Here is a 15,863-nt window from a genome sequence, read left to right as displayed (position 1 = left end):
GGCGGCGGGCAACGTGTTCAGGCGGGAAGCCGTTTCAGCCCGTAAGTCAGCAGCACTATGCCGGAGGGGAACGGGCGGCACTCCAGGAGCTCCAGTCTGCTCCACCGGCTGATCCTGCCAAAGAAAGGCACTCCGCCGCCGAGGATAACCGGCACGACTGCCACGCCCAGCTCATCCAGCAGGCCCAGCTCGATGAATTCGGTCATGAGCTGGCCACCGCCAAAGACGCAGATATCCTTATCGGTAGGGATGGAGGACTTGATGCGGCCAACAAGGTCTCCCAGATCGCCCGAGAACAGCTGCGTTTTCCCTGAGGTGGGCAGCGTTACGTCATGGGTGACAACGTGCGTCGGAACGGCAGAGCCCCCGCTGCCCATTCCCGCCACTTCGCGGTAGGTATTGGCCCCCATGACGTAGGCTCCGGTTCTGCGCTCAGTGGCCTCAAAACCGTAGTCCTCGTCCTCCGCCATGGCATCGTTCAGCCAGGACAGGTCCCCGCTCTCAGAACGGATGTATCCGTCGAGGCTGACCGCCATACCGCCGAAAACGGTGCTCATGAACGCAGACGCTATCCAGCCCTGACGACAGGGTCAAGGCGGGAAAAACCCACGCAGTGATCCTTGGCGATGTGCCACATCGCCGCTGGTTGAGTGGGATACAGGCTAAGCGCGGAGGTGCGCCGTTTCGTTAGTGACTCTCTCGATGTCGGTAGCGGTGGCCTCGATCAGCTGATGCGCCAAGTCCGCCAGTGCCCGTGCCGTCGCCAGTTCGTCACCGATCAGGGGGACATCCGAGTCCCTCGGATTTAGCCTGGCGAGACCCATCCCTACCAGGTCGGAGCGGTTTTCGGCGTTCAACTGCGCCTTCGCCCTTGTTTGGCCTTCGTGTTCGTCGATGACGATGTTCACGGACCAACCCTTTTCACGCATGGTGGTCGCCTCCTCAGATGAGAATTCAACAATGTCAAGCTCGCTTCAACCCGTCAAGGGTCCGCATTTACCCTCTCCTGGGAGGCCGTATGGAGGGTCAGGTTTTGTCCAGCCAAGTTTGGCAGACTGGGATTCGGCGTGTGCTTGGGGCTCTCCCATCACACATTCATGTCAACACGCAAGGGGCCGGTTTCCGTCATTCACCTGACGATGGAACCGGCCGGATACAGGCTCCGGAGGTACCGTGACGTTGCTGGCTGGTGGTATGGCCGTCAGGCAAACTGCAGAACGCCCAGGGCAAATTGCAGAACGCCCAGGGCAAATTGCAGAACGCCCAAGGCTGGGCGGCCTGGACGTTCTTCGCGGTGCTGCCGTTGGTGCCGTCCTGCTGGGACATTCCTGGCCCGGGATATTTCAGGGTGCCGGCATCGTGGGAGTCATCGTCTTCTTCGTGCTGAGCGGTTACCTGATCACAGGCGTGCTTCTCAGGGACATCGAACGGCACCGCAAAATTCGCTACGGCCGTTTTTACGCCCATCGGGCTTTCCGCCTGGTGCCGGCACTCATCGCCTTTCTTGGCGTGTACGCCATAGTGGAAGTGACGGCCGACGTCCTCGGAGACCGGTCCAAGGGGATCATCGGCTATACGCTCCTCGCCGGTCTTGGCCACCTCAAAGACCTCCCGCTGCCATTCGATGTCAGTATGGCCATCGGACCGCTCTGGACACTGGCCGTGGAGGAACAGTTCTATCTCGTCTGGCCCGCACTGCTGGTCCTGGCCCTGCGGCGGAACCGTCAGGCTCGACTGATCTGGTGGTCAGCCGCCGTCGTCCTTTCCTTGATGACGGCCAGTGTCCTGGCGATGCTGATCCTTGCTCCGCACCTTCACTCGCTGGTCTACGCGCTGCCGACGACGTGGGGCCTCGGGCTGATCATCGGTTCGGCACTGCGCCTCTACAGGATCCACATATTCAGCTGGTTCTCCGGCCGCCGGCTCAGACTGGCGGCCCTGACCGTCTCGATCCTTGTCCTTACTGCCCTGGTCTTCTTCCCCAAGGCCAACGAATCCCCAGCCTTCTTCTTCGTAGGAGGCCCTCTGGCAATGATGGCCGCGGCTGCGCTGGTGGTCCTGGCCGCCTCCCGTACCGGCCCAATGCCGCAGTGGACCCGTGTCTTCCAGGCGCTGGGGACAGTTTCCTATGCCGCCTACCTCTGGAACTACATCGTCATTCTGTGGCTCAACGGCGGATCGACGGCAGACCTGCCGCCGCAGGTGGCCGTATCGGCCATTCTGCTGACCCTGCTCATTGCGGTCATCAGCTGGCACACAGTAGAAAGGCTGGGACGAGTCGCGCGCGAACGCTTCGACAAGCGCTATCCGGACCATCGTCCGGCCAGCAATAGAATGCCGTCATGAGGACCTGGCTCCTGGTTCCACTCCGCCCGCTCTGAGAGCACCGCGAGCGCGGTGCCCCTAAGCCTTTCCCGGCAGTTCTGCCTGTTCCAGCAGTTCCGTCAGCCACGGCCGGTGCTCCCGGTGGAAGGCTATGCCGTCGGGCAGCCCCTGCACGGTTGGTTCGGAACCGGCGATGTCGATGGTGATCCGGCCGGTGCCCATCGGTGCATTGGTGATGTGCAGGTCGCCGTAGGACTTCGGAAGCACAGGATCCAGCCAGAAGCCGCCGCGGGAAATATGGGCGTCGTACCGCATGAGGCTGGTGACCAGCATGATCGGTGTGGTCGCTGCCCAGGCCTGGGGCGAGCATGCCGTGGGATACGGCACGGGCTGGGGGACCTGGTCCCTGCTGAAGCCGCAGAACAGCTCCGGGAGGCGGCCGTCGCTATAATCGGCCGCCTCCAACAGGGCAGCTGCGATGCGTTGCGCCTCCTCAACAAAGCCGTAGCGCAGCAGGCCCGCCGCGATGATCGCGTTGTCGTGCGGCCAGACGGACCCGTTGTGGTAACTGGCGGGGTTGTACGCACCCATGTCGGTGGCGAGGGTCCGCACCCCCCAGCCGCTGAACATCTCGGGGGACATCAGGCGTTCGGCCACCAGCGGTACCTTGTCCTCGTCGATGATGCCGTGCCACAGGCACTGGCCCATATTGGACGCGCACGCGTCGACTGGCCGCTTGTCGCGGTCCAGGGCAACGGCGTAGTAGCCGCGGTCAGGCAGCCAGAACTCGTCGTTGAAGCGCTTCTTCAAGCGTGCCGCCTCATCGGCGAGCTGGGAGGCCAAAGACGTGTCGCCGGCGTCGTACGCCATCCAGGCGCGGGACAGAAATGCCGAGTATGCCAGCGCCTGGACTTCGCAGAGCGCGATCGGTGGCTTGGCGAGCGTGCCGTCGGCGAAGTTGATCCCGTCCCAGGAGTCCTTCCAACCCTGGTTGATCAGGCCCTGGTCATTGAGGCGCTCGTACTCGACAAATCCGTCGCCGTCCTTATCGCCATGGTTCCGGACCCAGTCCAGTGCACGGTCCGCGTGAGGCAGCAGCGCGGCGATGGTGTCCTTGGCAAAGCCCCACCGGCTCACCGATCCGAGCGTCATCACGAACTGCGGGGTGGCGTCCACGCTGCCGTAGTAGGCGGACTTCCCACCCAAGGCCAGGCCGCTGGAGACGCCAAGCCTGACCTCGTGCAGGATCTTGCCCGGCTCCTCCTCACTCATCGGATCCACGACCTTCCCCTGGCGGTCAGCGAGGGTTTGCAGGGTGCCAAGGGCCAGGGAAGGGTCCACCGGCAGCGCCATTTCCGATGCCCACAGGGAGTCCCGGCCGAACAGGGTCATGAACCATGGCGCGCCGGCGGCCACCACGATCCGCTCCGGATGGTCCGGGTCCTCGATGCGCAGTGCTCCCAGGTCGTCATAGCTGCGCCGCAAGGTCCGTTCGACTGAGCGGTTGCCCATATGCAGCCTGGGAATTTTCGCTACCCACTCCTGGCGGCGGCGGTCGCTCCGGGACATCTCACCCGGCGCAGGACGAACGAACGAAACCGCCGGCACGGCAGCGCCGTCGACGGCGGGCACCACGCTCAGCAGCGTGGTCCACTGCCCATGCGCTGGCACGACGGTCCGGTACGTCAGGGCATCGGGGGCGACGTCGGCGCCGTCGGCCTTGACGATGACGCCCTTGCGGACGCCCTGCCAGACGGCCCTGATGGCCAGCGAGTCGCCGTCCGGCTGCCGCGACTCTTCCCAGCGCCGCTGGACACGGGCTTCCTTGACTTCGAACAGGTCCGCGAAGTCAGATTCGACGTCGAGGGAAACCACGCATTCGGTCGCCTCACCGGAGTAGTTCCGGATGCTGACCTCCTCCCGGAGCCCCGCACTTACTTCGCGCAGGCGTTCCACGATCAGGGGACTGTCCGCGTAGCCATCCGAACGGGGAACGCGGCCAATGAACAGTGCCCGATAGGGCTCCTTGATCGCCGCCGTGAGCGGTTCCAGGGGTTGGCCGTTGACACTCAAATTCCAGCGGGACAGGATGCGGGTGTCCTCATGGAATACGCCGTGTGGGAATTCCGGATGAATGTCCCCGTTCGCCAATGAAATACAGAAGGATGAACCCTCCACCAAGGTGACCGTGCCGGACCCCACCGGCCCGGCTGCCGTGTCAGCGTTCCAGCCAGTCATCACCGCCTCCTTCAACGGCCCAAGACCGAGACGGCACAGTGTAATTCCGCGTCCACGTGTACCGCCGCCTTGCTCTGTGTGATTGAGGCTACGCTTGCGCTCCGCCTGATGCTAGGCAGAATTTGGTCTTGCGTCCGTGCCGTTGCCGGTAGTTACTAGGTGATGGGAGGTCCGGCCATACAGGCAGAGATGCCGGCGGCCAGATGTCCCATCGGCGCCGCCATACTGCAACAACCGAATGCGGAGGGACCATGTTTGCTCGAGTCAGCACCTACAAAACCAGCCCCGGCACCACCGGGAAACCCTCGGACGAAACCGTAAAGCGCGTGCTGGACCTGCCCGGCTGCACCGGCCTCTACTACCTGAAGGGCGATGACGACAAGTCCCTGTCCATCACGCTGTGGAATACGAAGGAAGCCCTCGTCGGAAGCCAGGAGCCCGCGGGAAGGATCCGCTCCGAAACCAGCCGGGAACAGGAAATGGAGATCCTGAACGTAGAGGAATTTGAAGTTCTGACCGAGCAACTCAAGGAGTAGACGGGCTTCGCGCCTCCCAGCGAAATATGCGGCCGCAAGCAGCCTGCTCTGGCGGGCTCCGACCAGTGGGGCGACAATGGGCTGGTGCACCCTCGTCGCCCCCGCGGGGACGTAGACGCGATGAACGCCGACGCCCGAAAGATCCAGCGCACCTATCTCACTTTGACGCTGGGCAATACCCTTGCGGCCTCATTCATCTGGGGGATCAACACACTTTTTCTCTTGGATGCCGGGCTCAGCAACCTCGAGGCCTTTGCAGCGAATGCATTCTTTACGGCAGGCATGGTGCTGTTCGAGGTGCCCACCGGAGTGATTGCCGACGGTTGGGGGCGCCGCGTTTCATTCCTGCTCGGCACCGTGACCCTTGCCGTGTCCACCTATCTCTACTATCTGCTCTGGCAGTTTTCCGCCCCGTTCTGGACCTGGGCGGTGGTGTCGGTTTTGCTCGGTCTGGGATTCACCTTCTTCTCGGGTGCAGTCGAGGCCTGGCTTGTGGATGCGTTGCGCTTCTCGGGCTATGAAGGCGGCTTGGAGGCAGTGCTCGGGCGCGGAGTAATGGTGTCGGGCATCGCGATGCTCGTCGGCTCTGTGGCCGGGGGCGTGATCGCGCAGGCCACCGATCTCGGTGTGCCGTTTCTGTTGCGCGTGGGTGTGCTCCTGGCCATGTTCATGGTTGCCTTTTGGCTCATGCACGACGTCGGGTTCACGCCGGAGCGGTCCACTCACCCTCTTCGGGCGACCCGTGCCGTACTCTCTGCCTCGATCGAGAACGGTCTGAAGAATCCGCCCGTACGTTACGTGATGCTGGCTGCTCCGTTCAGCGCCGGCGTCGGGATCTATGTGTTCTACGCCCTGCAGCCCTATCTGCTCGAGCTCTTCGGCGACCCGCGCGCGTACTCCGTGGCGGGTCTCGCGGCCGCCATCGTGGCCGGGGCCGAAGTGCTCGGCGGATGGGTGGCGCCCCGCATCCGGCGCCGTGTCCGCAAACGCACCACAGTGCTGATTCTGAGTGGCGGCGTGAGCGCAGTGATCCTGGTGGTGCTTGGCTTCACCCAGGTGTTCTGGGTGGCGCTCGTGCTGTTGGCCCTCTGGGCGCTGGTCGATGCAGCGGGCGTCCCTGTGCGGCAGGCCTACCTGAACGACATGATCGCCTCCAAGCAGCGGGCAACGGTCCTCAGCTTCGACTCACTTATTGGATCTAGCGGCGGCGTGGTGGTCCAGCCTCTGCTCGGCCGGGCCGCCGATGTATACGGTTACCCCGCCTCGTTGGCGCTGGGCGGCGTGATCCAGCTGATCGCCGTCCCGTTCCTGCTGGCGAGCCGACGGCAGGGCCCGCCGGCAGACCTGGCCAGCGCCGCGGCCAGCACGGCAAACCCGGAATCCCGGCCCTCGTAGACGATATCGAGGGGTCGATTCTGCGGACAATTTCGGTATTGAGTGTCCTACCGCGGCGGAGTAGCGTGGCAATACCGTCAACCCGCACCACCCCAAACCCGGGAGCGACCATGCCTAATGTGAGACGTCGCCTGGCTGCCGTTACGGCGGCCGTGGCTATGAGTGTGACCAGCGGAGCCGTCATCAGCCCCGCGTTCGCCGATCCGCCGGTGACTAAAAAGACCGCGACCGCCACCGGATACGGCGGGGCAGTGAGCACCGTGGACCCGGAGGCGTCCGCTGCAGCGATCGAGGTCCTCGGCGATGGCGGCAACGCCGCGGACGCCGCTGTCGCCGCCGCCGCCACCTTGGGCGTGACCGAGCCGTACAGTGCCGGGATCGGCGGCGGTGGCTACTTCCTGTTCTACAACGCCAAGACCGGCAAGGTCGGCACGATCGACGGCCGCGAGACCGCACCGGCCGCAATGCCGACCGACGCGTTCATCGACCCGAAGACCGGTGAGCCCTACAAGTTCACACCCGATCTCGTCACGAGTGGAGTCTCCGTAGGCGTGCCCGGCACCCCCGCCACGTGGGAGCGCGCCCTCAAGCGATGGGGCACGTTGGACCTTGACGATGCCCTCGAGCCTGCCATTGAGGTGGCGGACCGAGGCTTCCTGGTCGATGAAACGTTCCGCCAGCAGACCCTCGATAACAAGGTCCGGTTTGCGGCGTTCACGTCCACGAGCAAACTCTTCCTCCCGGGCGGTGACGCCCCCGCCGTCGGAAGCATCTTTAAGAGCCCCGACCTTGCCAAGACGTACCGGCTCCTCGCGGACAGGGGCACCCGCGCTTTCTACCACGGCCCGCTCGCTGAAGAGATCGTGGCCACAGTCAAGGCGCCGCCCAAGACTGCCACCACGACACTGCCCGTCCCGACAGGACACATGACGACGGCGGATCTCGCCGCCTACAGGGCCCTGGACCAGGCGCCCACGCACGTGGAGTACCGCGGGCTGGACGTCTACGGCATGGCACCGTCCAGCAGCGGGGGCACTACGGTGGGCGAGTCGCTGAACATCCTGGACACGTTCAACCTTTCCGAGATGTCAACGCCGGACGCCCTGCACCACTACCTCGAGGCCAGCGCCCTCGCGTTCGCGGACCGCGGCAAGTACCTGGGCGATCCCGCGTTCGTCGACGTTCCCACGGCCGCCCTGACAGACCAGCTGTTCGGCAAGGAGCGGTCATGCCGGATCGACCCGAAGCGCGCGGCCGTGAAGCCCGTCGCGCCCGGTGACGTGTCCAATTACGACGGCGTGTGCCCGGCTGCCGCCGCGGCCCCCGCCGACGAGAAGGACACCGAGAATATTTCGACGACCAATCTGACAGTCGCGGACAAGTGGGGGAACGTGGTCGAGTACACGCTCACCATCGAGCAGACCGGCGGTTCCGGCATCGTGGTCCCCGGCCGGGGCTTCCTGCTGAATAATGAGCTGACCGACTTCTCGACCGTGTACGACCCCAAGGATCCGAACCGGATCGAACCGGGGAAGCGCCCGCGCTCCTCGATGTCCCCGACCATCATCCTCAAGGACGGGGATCCCTTCCTCGCGCTCGGATCACCGGGCGGGTCGACCATCATCACCACCGTCCTGCAAACGATCATGAACCGCGTGGACCGGGGCATGAGCATCTCCGAGGCGATCGCCGCACCACGGGCCGCGCAACGGAACACAGCCAACGTCACCGCCGAGCCGGACTTCATCAGGGCCTATGAAAAACGGCTCGCGCCGTACGGCCATCAGCTGACGCCGGCGGGTGACGCGTTCACCTCGGCGGCGGAGATCGGTGCGGCCACCGCGATCGAATTCAAGGCCGACGGGAAGATGGTCGCCGCGGCAGAGCCCGCGAGGCGCGGGGGCGGCTCGGCCATGGTGGTCAATCCGTTGAGGTGAGGCCGGACAACAGGCGTCAGGGGCCCTGGCTGCCCGGCTCTTCTGCACCGGGCGCCGGGCCTGCGCCGATCGGAATCTCCAGGACGTCGTCGTCCTCGATCCACCAGCTGGGCGTGCCGAGCTGTGCGCTCAGCCGCTGCATCCGGTCCGCGATTTTCCGCGCGCTCCGTCGGGCACGTCCGGTGTGCAGTCGGGTGATTTCCGTCGGATGCAGCCGCAACATGTGGGGCACGCTGCCCATGGTGTGCAGGAGGAAGATGAATGACTGGTCGTTGCGTTCATCCGGGTCCACGGCGTAGTCATCCACAAAGTCGCCGGCACTGTAGACAACGGGCCTGTTCCTGTAGATTTCGACGCCGCGGAAAATGTGGGCGGAATGCCCGAACACGACGTCGGCGCCAGCCTCTATCAAGGCCCGTCCCAGACTCTGATGCTCGGTCGGGACTTCGGATCCCCAGTTGGCGCCCCAATGCGCGGAAACGATCAGCAACTGGACACGGGCCTTCGTCCGCCGGACCAGGTCCAGCAATTCTGTGGCCCGGCGGTCCCCAGGGTCATCCACGGGGACGTAGTGGATGCCCGGAGTACGGCCGGTGGCCTCCCAGTCCGGCTGGTTGTCAGTGAAGGCGACGAAGCCGACCGCATGTGGACCCACCCGCCGGACCGCAGGTCGCCGGGCCGCGTCCAGGTCGGGCCCTGCCCCCGCCCGCAGGATCCCGTGCTGATCGAGCGCCGCGAACATCTCCCGCAGCGCCTCAACTCCGAAGTCCAGCACGTGGTTGTTGGCCAACGCCACCACATCGATCCCCGCGGACTTCAGGCACTCCACATTTTTGACGTCCGAGCGGAAGTGGAACACTTTGCCGGGTACAGGTGTTCCGTCGTCCGCCAGCACGCATTCAAGGTTGGCGAACCTGATGTCGGCCTGTCTCAGGATGGGCAGGATATCGCCCCAGGGAAACGCGGGATCGGCCACCGTCAGCCGGTCGTTGACGAGCCGGCCCAGCATGACGTCCCCCAGGAGCGCGATCTGCATGCTCCACCTCCAACGTGCCAGGCCTTTGCTATCAGGATGCACCGCCCGTTGGCGTGGTGCCAGTGATGGGCTCCCTGCCCATCAGGGCCTCGCGGGGCCCGGATTCGTGAGGGATAGTTGGAACAGGAGCAGCAGATGGTAATTTTCGCGGACAGGTCCGATGCAGGGCGGCAGCTGGGGGAGCGGTTGGAGTACCTGCGTGGAGGGGACGCCGTCGTTCTGGGTGTGCCCCGCGGCGGAGTTCCGGTGGCCTTCGAAGTTGCGGCGGCACTCGACGCGCCCCTCGAGGTGATAGTCGTGCGCAAGCTGGGAGTACCGTTTCAACCCGAACTCGCCATGGGAGCCATCGGGGAAGAAGGGGCAGCCGCCCTGGACAAACGCGTCCTCTCGCTCGCAAGGGTCAAACAGGGAGACCTGCGGGCTGTCGAACAACGGGAGCGGCGTCTGCTGGATGACCGCGTGGCGCGGTTCCGGGCCGGCAGGGCCCCATTGGACCTGAACGGCCGCACTGCCGTGATCGTCGATGACGGCATCGCTACCGGGTCAACTGCCCGCGTTGCCTGCAGCATCGCACGGAAACTGGGGGCCGCGAGAGTGATTCTGGCCGTTCCTGTTGCCTCTCCCGACGTCCTTCGTAAGTTGCCGGAGGCGGACGAGGTGGTGTGCCTCGCCACGCCCCGACAACTCACGGCTGTCAGCGACCACTACCGTGACTTCTCCCCGACGAGCGACGACGAAGTGGCATGGCTGCTCGATGCAGCTGCCGAGCGTGCGCAGAGAGCAGCGGCAGCCCGCAGTGGCCCTGCACTCGACCAGCTCGACGAGGACGTGCAGATCGACTCCGACGGGGTGCGGCTCCAAGGGCACGTGAACCTTCCCCGGGCGGCGGCCGGAGTGGTGGTGTTCGCCCACGGAAGCGGCAGCGGCCGTCACAGTCCGCGAAACCGCTTCGTCGCCTCGATTCTCCAGCAGGCCGGGCTGGGCACCTTGCTGCTGGACCTGCTCACCCCCGCGGAGGAGCTCGATCGCGCCAACGTGTTCAACATCGAGCTGCTGGCGCGCAGGCTAACCGCGGCAACGGCCTGGCTCGCCGGCCGGCCGGTCACGGCCCCTTGCAGGGTGGGATACTTCGGCGCGAGCACAGGCGCAGGTGCCGCATTGTGGGCGGCTGGCGAACAGGGGGAGCAGATCGGCGCAGTCGTCTCAAGGGGAGGCCGTCCGGACCTGGCCGGCCCGTGGCTTGCCCGTGTCCTCGCCCCGACCCTCCTGATTGTCGGCAGCGCAGACCACCAGGTACTCGAGCTCAACCGCCAGGCTCAAGAGCGGTTGCGCTGCCCCAACCGGCTGGAGCTCGTCCAGGGGGCCACCCACCTCTTCGAGGAACCCGGAACGCTGGAGCAGGCGGGAGCCCTGGCCAGGGACTGGTTTGTGCAGCACCTTCGGCGGGAACAGGACGTACCGGACACGTAGGTCTCCGCGAGAGACCTTCACAGTGTTTCCCAAGGGAGCTCCGGTTCGCTTCTCAAGTGACGCAGCCATGATGGGTCCGTGAGGTTCTGGAGAACGAGCATTGTTCCCGCTCTTGCAGCTCTTGCGGTGGCTATGTTGGGCGCGGCGGGAGCCTCCGGCGTGGACCAGATGGCCAACGCCAGGGTGACGCATCCAGTCCCGGCCGTCCCTGCTGTTGTGCCTGCTGTCCAGGCGGATGGCCACCCACCCCTGCGCCACCCACCCCTGCGCCACCTGGTCCTGCGGGGCCTGGCCGAGGGGTCATTGCCGGGTGGTTTCCCGTACGACGAACCGCGGGACGAGAAGTACGACGAGAAGTACGACGAGACACTTCACCCGGCCCACGCCTCCGCCGGCGCCGCCCGTGTGATTAAATCCCAGGTGTGACTCGGGTCTAGAGACGGGCTAGGCCTCCCGCCACAGGGGCAAGGGGACCACGCCCCGGCTGCGCCCTGACCCATCCAGCAGGTGGCCGAGCCGCTTGTAGGTGCGCACCACTGCCTGCCGCGAGATTACCGTGCTTCCCGGTGCCCGGGATGCCAGCTCCCGCTCGTGACCCTGGACCTCCAGATAGTCGTGGACCCATAGCGTCACTACCAGGTTCTGGGCACCCAGAACCTGGGCACTCAAGCGGCAACTGGGCAGGGCGGCGAAGTAGCGGCCGATGGAGTCAACATCGGCCGCGGGAACGTTGAGGTTCAGGCTCACCTCCCGCAGGCCCTGCTGGACGGCGACGGACGTATCGCACCTCATCGTCATGTAGCCGGACGCCAGAAACCGCTCCACCCGCCGTCGTGCAGTCTGCGGCGAAACGCCGGAGGCTGAGCCCAGCTCTGCCCAGCTGGCCCGCCCGTCGCGGGCCAGCTCCTCCAGCAGGGAGGCGTCCAGCCGGTCCGGGGCGTAGGCAGGCGGTGGTGGTGCAGACTCCTTCGCCATGAGCCTTGCCCTCGCTGGTTCCAGGGTGCCGCTGCGCCACTCCGAGGCCTGCCGGTAGAGCTGCGTGACGAAAACGACCTCCCTGCGCGTTACCCCCGGCAGGTCCGCGAAAGAGCCCGTGACAATCGCCATGAGTTCCTCATGGCTTGAGGCGAAGCAGTCCACGAACAGGTCGTGGGGTCCCGAGACCAGGGACACCGTCCCGAAAGCGGGCTCGGCACAGAGACGATGGATGAGGGCTTCGTGCTGGCCCGGCACCGAGGACAAGTGGATAAATGCGGACCAGCCGGCACTGAGGTAGCGCGGCCCGGGAGACGGCGTGATCCAGGCGAGTCCCTGCTCCGCCAGCGCGTGCCAGCGGCGGGCGATGGTGGGCCCCGACAGGCCCAGGACGTCGCCCACGCGGGACCAGTCGGCCCTCGGATTGATCTGCAGGGCATTCACGATTTCGAGATCCAGTTCGGCGATCATGGCTGATTCTTTCAGACTGAGCGATGCAAAGGGGATTTTAATCAATATCCCAAGCAGCGATGGGGCCGAGGCTAACGTTGTGACTCGCCTCACCCCTGGCCCGAGCGGCCCGAATCCCAAGGAAGCGTATGTCAAGCAAAACAGCCCCGCCCGAGACGGCGGCCGTCACCCGCAGGACGATCACCGGGATGATCATTGCCATGGCCGTGATCGAATCACTCAGCGGCGTCACCCAGGGATACCTGAATCCCATCCTGCCCGCCCTCGGACCTGTCTTTTCGATAGATGATCCAACGATCAACGGCATCTTCCTTGTTGCCAATGTCAGTTTTGCTGTGCTCACTCCCATCATCTCCCGGCTCGGGGACAGCTACGGCTACCGGTTGGTGCTCCGCTCATCGACTGCCGCCGTGGCTGCGGGCGTGCTCATGATGGCACTCTGGCCGTCCCTGTGGTCGGTGACCGTGGGCGTCGTGCTGCTCACGTGCGTCGTGGGTTTCATCCCGCTCATGATGGGAATCCTGCGCGTCAGCAGCCCCGCCCACACGCGCACCGGCGTCAGCGTGATGATCGGCATGCTGATGATCATGGTCGGCGCAGGCGGGCTGCTGGCGGGGATCGTGGGCGTCAGCAGCCCCACCCTCGGTTTCTGGGTGGCCGTTCCGTTCGCCGTCGCGGCCCTCGTGTCCTCCTTCCTGCTGCCCGACGCCGGAACACCCACCCGCGAGGGACTCGCCCTGGTGCCCCTGATGGCGTGTTCACTCGGGCTGATCGGCTTCGTCGTGGCCCTTTCGATGGGGCCGGACTGGGGCTGGCTCGACGCGCGGACACTCGGATCGGGACTGCTGGGCCTGGCGCTGCTGGTCGTCTGGGCCGTGATCGACGCCGGCGGCCCCGAGCGCGGAAAGAGGTTCGTGGACTTGCGCATGCTGGCTAACCCGCGTATCCGCGCCGTTTCGCTGGCCACCTTCTTTTTCGGCTTCGCGTCCATCAGCTACTTCGGCACCAACGGCATCTTCCTGCATGCCAACCCCGACAAGGCCGGCTACGGGTTTGCCCTCAGCCCGCTCATGATCGCCGTTGTCCTCGCCGCCGCATCCGTACTTTCACTCGCGTCTTCGCTGTTGACAGCACGGGCGCTCAGGGGGTTCGGGGAGCGTGCCACGCTGGTCTTCGCGGGCCTGCTGCTGGCGGGAGGTTTCGCGGTGATGATCACAGCGCACGCCTCCCTGGCCGGGTACTGTGTTGGTTTTGCCATGTTCAACCTCAGCCTGGGCATCTACCAGGCCGGGACGCGCTCGCTGTCCGTTGAAGGTGTTCCCCTGGAGGAGACCTCGACGGCGGCCGGACTCAACGAATTGGCCCTCTCGGTCGGCATCGCGGTGGGTGCCGCCGTCGTCAAGCTCCTCTCATCGTCGTCGGCCTCGTCCGGGCGCATCACTGAAGGCGGCCTCATCTCCATCTGGGGAGCGCTTGCAGTAGCTGCCCTGGTTGCGGCAGCAGCTTCTGCACGCTATCCGAAGCGGCAGGCCGCGGAGGTGGCGGCATGAAAGCGGCAACGCGGATGCAGGCGGGCCCTGCCCCTGCTGACGAGGCCGGGATATGGGGCCACATCTCCTCCGCGGTGGGACGCTGGCAGCCTGGAATTCTGCGCCTGAGCCATGCGATCCACGCCGATCCGGAACTCAGCGGCCAGGAATTTCGAGCCGCCAAACGGGCCAGCACCCTGCTGCGCGCCGGCGGCTTCAGCGTGGACGGCGCCCAGCCAACGCTCCCGACTGCCTTCAGTGCCCGGTATGGAAGCGGAGAACTCGTGGTGGCCCTCTGCGTCGAATACGACGCGTTGCCGGCCATTGGACATGCCTGCGGACACAACGTGAACGCCGCCAGTGCCGTGGGGGCGGCGCTCGCATTAGCCGCCGTGGCGGATGATCTCGGCATCACCGTCAAGGTGCTTGGCACTCCAGCCGAGGAGAGCACCGGCGGCAAAGCGGACCTCATCAAGGAGGGCTTCTTCGATGACGTGTGTCTGGCAATGATGGCCCACGCCGCCGCCGAGGACGTCATCGGCGGTTCCTCCTTGGCCATGTGCATGTGGGATGTGCTGTACGAGGGGCGACCGTCCCACGCAGCGGCGGCACCGGCTGCGGGAATCAATGCACTGGACGCGCTTGTGGTCGCTCAAACCGCGATTGCCCTGGCCCGGCAGCAGCTTCCGTGCGAATCCATTGTGTCGCTGATCGTCACCGAAGGCGGAAGCGCCGTCAACGTCATCCCGGAGCGGGCCCGGGCCAGCGTGGAGATGCGCTCGCCCAACCTGGCGACGCTGCGGGTGATCGAGGACCGTGTGCGCTGCTGCCTTGAGGCCGGAGCCCTCGCCAGCGGCGCCACGGTCAAGGTCACCCCTACCGGCAACGCATATGCCGAGCTAAGGCAGGACAGTTTCCTCTCCGAGGCGTACCGCCAGGCAATGGCCACGCGGGGGAGGACTGTCGACTTCAACGAGGATCGGGTGGCTTCCACGGACATGGGCAACGTCTCGCAGCTGGTGCCCAGCATCCACCCGCTGCTCGGCTACGACGTGGGCGGCGCAGCCCATCACACGGCGGAGTTTGCCGCCTACGGGTCCTCCGCATCTGCCGACAGGGCCGTGTTGGACGGCGCGTTCGGTCTGGCGGCGGCCGCTGCTGCGGCGGCAACCGATCCCCGGCAGCGGGCACGCCTGCTTGGCAGGAGCCCTGGTTGATGGAACGGGCTGCCCCGGCCGCCACGCGGGGGCCAGGCCCGCTCCCATGTGGCGGATTCAGGTTCCTCTTTGCGCCGCACTTTCGAGCCAGGCCGTGATGAGGGGAACGACCACGGCGCTGTTCATGGCGCCCAGATGGTCAAGACCGGGAAGGACCCGCACGTCCCACCCTGCCGCGGTCAGCTCGTGTTCATGCGCCGCGAGGGGCGCGCGGATCCGCACCTGCACGTCTCCCCAGAGGGGGCCGTAGTCGATCTGACAGCGCAAGCCATGAGTATCCGTAGTACCCGAACGTGTCGGCCTCTGCCGCATCAGCGATGGCAAGGAAATCCGCGGTGATGTTCTCCGGCGTAAGGGTGTCCGGGGCCGGGTGCGCCATCCGGTGCCCTTCGTAATCCGCCGCGATGACCCGGTACGACCGGGAGAGCGGCGTGACGAGGTTCGGCCCGAGGTCCGGGTCCGCGCCCCACGCGCGCATCGTCTCTGCCTCTGGCTCGGGACGGGGCTCCGCCCTCGTGGGGATGAGGAGCGCCCGGCCCGAACCGCTCACAGCGATGGGAACGCTGGTCCCGTCGTGCAGCACCGCTTCAGCGTTGTAGCTCATCGTCAAAGCCTATTTGTAGCGCCCGTCACATAGCCATCGCGGCTAGGGCGCCGCCATCCTCCAGGGCGACGAAGCGTAGCCTGTAAGCAGTTCTCCCCATCAGGAAACCCTCGCGCTGGCCAGGAGCAGC

General features: G+C 65.7%; 14 protein-coding genes. 8 read left to right on the top strand and 6 right to left on the bottom strand.

All coding sequences use genetic code 11. From position 1 onward, the window contains the following. Positions 1-17: 17 nt before the first annotated feature. Together ACIP90_RS02835 and ACIP90_RS02830 are read right to left on the bottom strand one after the other, a co-directional pair. On the bottom strand, positions 18-557 hold the full coding sequence (locus tag ACIP90_RS02835; RefSeq protein WP_400576659.1) for a dihydrofolate reductase family protein: 540 nt from the start codon (positions 555-557) through the stop codon (positions 18-20). 105 nt (positions 558-662) lie between these two features. Beyond that, positions 663-929, bottom strand: coding sequence for a DUF1876 domain-containing protein (locus tag ACIP90_RS02830; protein ID WP_400576657.1), 267 nt, complete (start codon positions 927-929; stop codon positions 663-665). A 265-nt stretch (positions 930-1,194) separates the two neighbouring features. Between ACIP90_RS02830 and ACIP90_RS02825 the strand changes: the two genes are divergently transcribed. Further along, a complete protein-coding gene (locus ACIP90_RS02825) occupies positions 1,195-2,346 on the top strand; it encodes an acyltransferase family protein (protein WP_400576783.1) in 1,152 nt (383 codons plus the stop codon). Between the two features lie 57 nt (positions 2,347-2,403). Here the strand turns inward: ACIP90_RS02825 and ACIP90_RS02820 are convergent, their stop codons facing one another. Further along, complete coding sequence (locus ACIP90_RS02820; RefSeq protein WP_400576656.1) at positions 2,404-4,563, bottom strand: glycogen debranching N-terminal domain-containing protein; 2,160 nt, start codon at positions 4,561-4,563, stop codon at positions 2,404-2,406. Between the two features lie 251 nt (positions 4,564-4,814). Between ACIP90_RS02820 and ACIP90_RS02815 the strand changes: the two genes are divergently transcribed. The 3 genes from ACIP90_RS02815 (at position 4,815) to ggt (ending at position 8,431) form a co-directional block, all read left to right on the top strand. Beyond that, the gene (locus ACIP90_RS02815; protein ID WP_400576654.1) at positions 4,815-5,099 is read left to right on the top strand and encodes a hypothetical protein; all 285 of its coding nucleotides are present in this window, start codon (positions 4,815-4,817) and stop codon (positions 5,097-5,099) included. 120 nt (positions 5,100-5,219) lie between these two features. Then, entirely contained in the window at positions 5,220-6,494 is a 1,275-nt protein-coding gene (locus ACIP90_RS02810) for an MFS transporter (RefSeq protein WP_400576781.1), read from the top strand. A gap of 110 nt (positions 6,495-6,604) precedes the next feature. Continuing rightward, positions 6,605-8,431, top strand: coding sequence for a gamma-glutamyltransferase (gene ggt / locus ACIP90_RS02805; RefSeq protein WP_400576651.1), 1,827 nt, complete (start codon positions 6,605-6,607; stop codon positions 8,429-8,431). Positions 8,432-8,447: 16 nt separating this feature from the next. Here ggt and ACIP90_RS02800 read toward each other — a convergent pair whose 3' ends face one another. Further along, positions 8,448-9,467 (bottom strand): CapA family protein, encoded by a 1,020-nt coding sequence (locus ACIP90_RS02800; protein WP_400576649.1) that lies wholly within the window; start codon positions 9,465-9,467, stop codon positions 8,448-8,450. Between the two features lie 135 nt (positions 9,468-9,602). On the opposite strand from ACIP90_RS02800, the gene ACIP90_RS02795 reads away from it, so the two are divergent. Together ACIP90_RS02795 and ACIP90_RS02790 are read left to right on the top strand one after the other, a co-directional pair. After that, positions 9,603-10,937 carry a phosphoribosyltransferase family protein gene (locus tag ACIP90_RS02795; RefSeq protein ID WP_400576648.1) on the top strand — a complete coding sequence of 445 codons (1,335 nt, stop codon included), beginning with the start codon at positions 9,603-9,605 and terminating at the stop codon, positions 10,935-10,937. A 78-nt stretch (positions 10,938-11,015) separates the two neighbouring features. After that, on the top strand, positions 11,016-11,363 hold the full coding sequence (locus ACIP90_RS02790) for a hypothetical protein (protein WP_400576645.1): 348 nt from the start codon (positions 11,016-11,018) through the stop codon (positions 11,361-11,363). Positions 11,364-11,381: 18 nt separating this feature from the next. On the opposite strand, the gene ACIP90_RS02785 is transcribed toward ACIP90_RS02790, so the two are convergent. Then, positions 11,382-12,383: an Lrp/AsnC family transcriptional regulator gene (locus ACIP90_RS02785; protein ID WP_400576643.1), complete on the bottom strand. Its 1,002-nt coding sequence runs from the start codon at positions 12,381-12,383 to the stop codon at positions 11,382-11,384. Between the two features lie 128 nt (positions 12,384-12,511). On the opposite strand from ACIP90_RS02785, the gene ACIP90_RS02780 reads away from it, so the two are divergent. Both ACIP90_RS02780 and ACIP90_RS02775 read left to right on the top strand, forming a co-directional pair. Continuing rightward, a complete protein-coding gene (locus tag ACIP90_RS02780) occupies positions 12,512-13,933 on the top strand; it encodes an MFS transporter (RefSeq protein ID WP_400576641.1) in 1,422 nt (473 codons plus the stop codon). Next, complete coding sequence (locus ACIP90_RS02775) at positions 13,930-15,129, top strand: amidohydrolase (RefSeq protein ID WP_400576639.1); 1,200 nt, start codon at positions 13,930-13,932, stop codon at positions 15,127-15,129. Before ACIP90_RS02780 ends, ACIP90_RS02775 begins: the two co-directional genes overlap by 4 nt. A gap of 190 nt (positions 15,130-15,319) precedes the next feature. Here the strand turns inward: ACIP90_RS02775 and ACIP90_RS02770 are convergent, their stop codons facing one another. After that, positions 15,320-15,733 (bottom strand): alpha/beta fold hydrolase, encoded by a 414-nt coding sequence (locus ACIP90_RS02770; RefSeq protein ID WP_400576638.1) that lies wholly within the window; start codon positions 15,731-15,733, stop codon positions 15,320-15,322. Between the last annotated feature and the right edge of the window lie 130 nt (positions 15,734-15,863).

The organism is Arthrobacter sp. NPDC093139 (genome assembly GCF_044754165.1).
Taxonomy (GTDB): domain Bacteria; phylum Actinomycetota; class Actinomycetes; order Actinomycetales; family Micrococcaceae; genus Arthrobacter.
This window is presented reverse-complemented; position numbering and strand designations above follow the sequence as displayed.

What these genes read in the sequence shown, in the direction of transcription:
- ACIP90_RS02785 (WP_400576643.1), bottom strand. Translation starts at nt 12,383, where the DNA reads ATGATCGCCGAACTGGATCTCGAAATCGTGAATGCCCTGCAGATCAAT.
- ACIP90_RS02810 (WP_400576781.1), top strand. Translation starts at nt 5,220, where the DNA reads ATGAACGCCGACGCCCGAAAGATCCAGCGCACCTATCTCACTTTGACG.
- ACIP90_RS02830 (WP_400576657.1), bottom strand. Translation starts at nt 929, where the DNA reads ATGCGTGAAAAGGGTTGGTCCGTGAACATCGTCATCGACGAACACGAA.
- ACIP90_RS02795 (WP_400576648.1), top strand. Translation starts at nt 9,603, where the DNA reads ATGGTAATTTTCGCGGACAGGTCCGATGCAGGGCGGCAGCTGGGGGAG.
- ACIP90_RS02780 (WP_400576641.1), top strand. Translation starts at nt 12,512, where the DNA reads ATGTCAAGCAAAACAGCCCCGCCCGAGACGGCGGCCGTCACCCGCAGG.
- ACIP90_RS02815 (WP_400576654.1), top strand. Translation starts at nt 4,815, where the DNA reads ATGTTTGCTCGAGTCAGCACCTACAAAACCAGCCCCGGCACCACCGGG.
- ACIP90_RS02775 (WP_400576639.1), top strand. Translation starts at nt 13,930, where the DNA reads ATGAAAGCGGCAACGCGGATGCAGGCGGGCCCTGCCCCTGCTGACGAG.
- ACIP90_RS02825 (WP_400576783.1), top strand. Translation starts at nt 1,195, where the DNA reads ATGGCCGTCAGGCAAACTGCAGAACGCCCAGGGCAAATTGCAGAACGC.
- ACIP90_RS02800 (WP_400576649.1), bottom strand. Translation starts at nt 9,467, where the DNA reads ATGCAGATCGCGCTCCTGGGGGACGTCATGCTGGGCCGGCTCGTCAAC.
- ggt (WP_400576651.1), top strand. Translation starts at nt 6,605, where the DNA reads ATGCCTAATGTGAGACGTCGCCTGGCTGCCGTTACGGCGGCCGTGGCT.
- ACIP90_RS02820 (WP_400576656.1), bottom strand. Translation starts at nt 4,563, where the DNA reads ATGACTGGCTGGAACGCTGACACGGCAGCCGGGCCGGTGGGGTCCGGC.
- ACIP90_RS02770 (WP_400576638.1), bottom strand. Translation starts at nt 15,733, where the DNA reads ATGAGCTACAACGCTGAAGCGGTGCTGCACGACGGGACCAGCGTTCCC.
- ACIP90_RS02835 (WP_400576659.1), bottom strand. Translation starts at nt 557, where the DNA reads ATGAGCACCGTTTTCGGCGGTATGGCGGTCAGCCTCGACGGATACATC.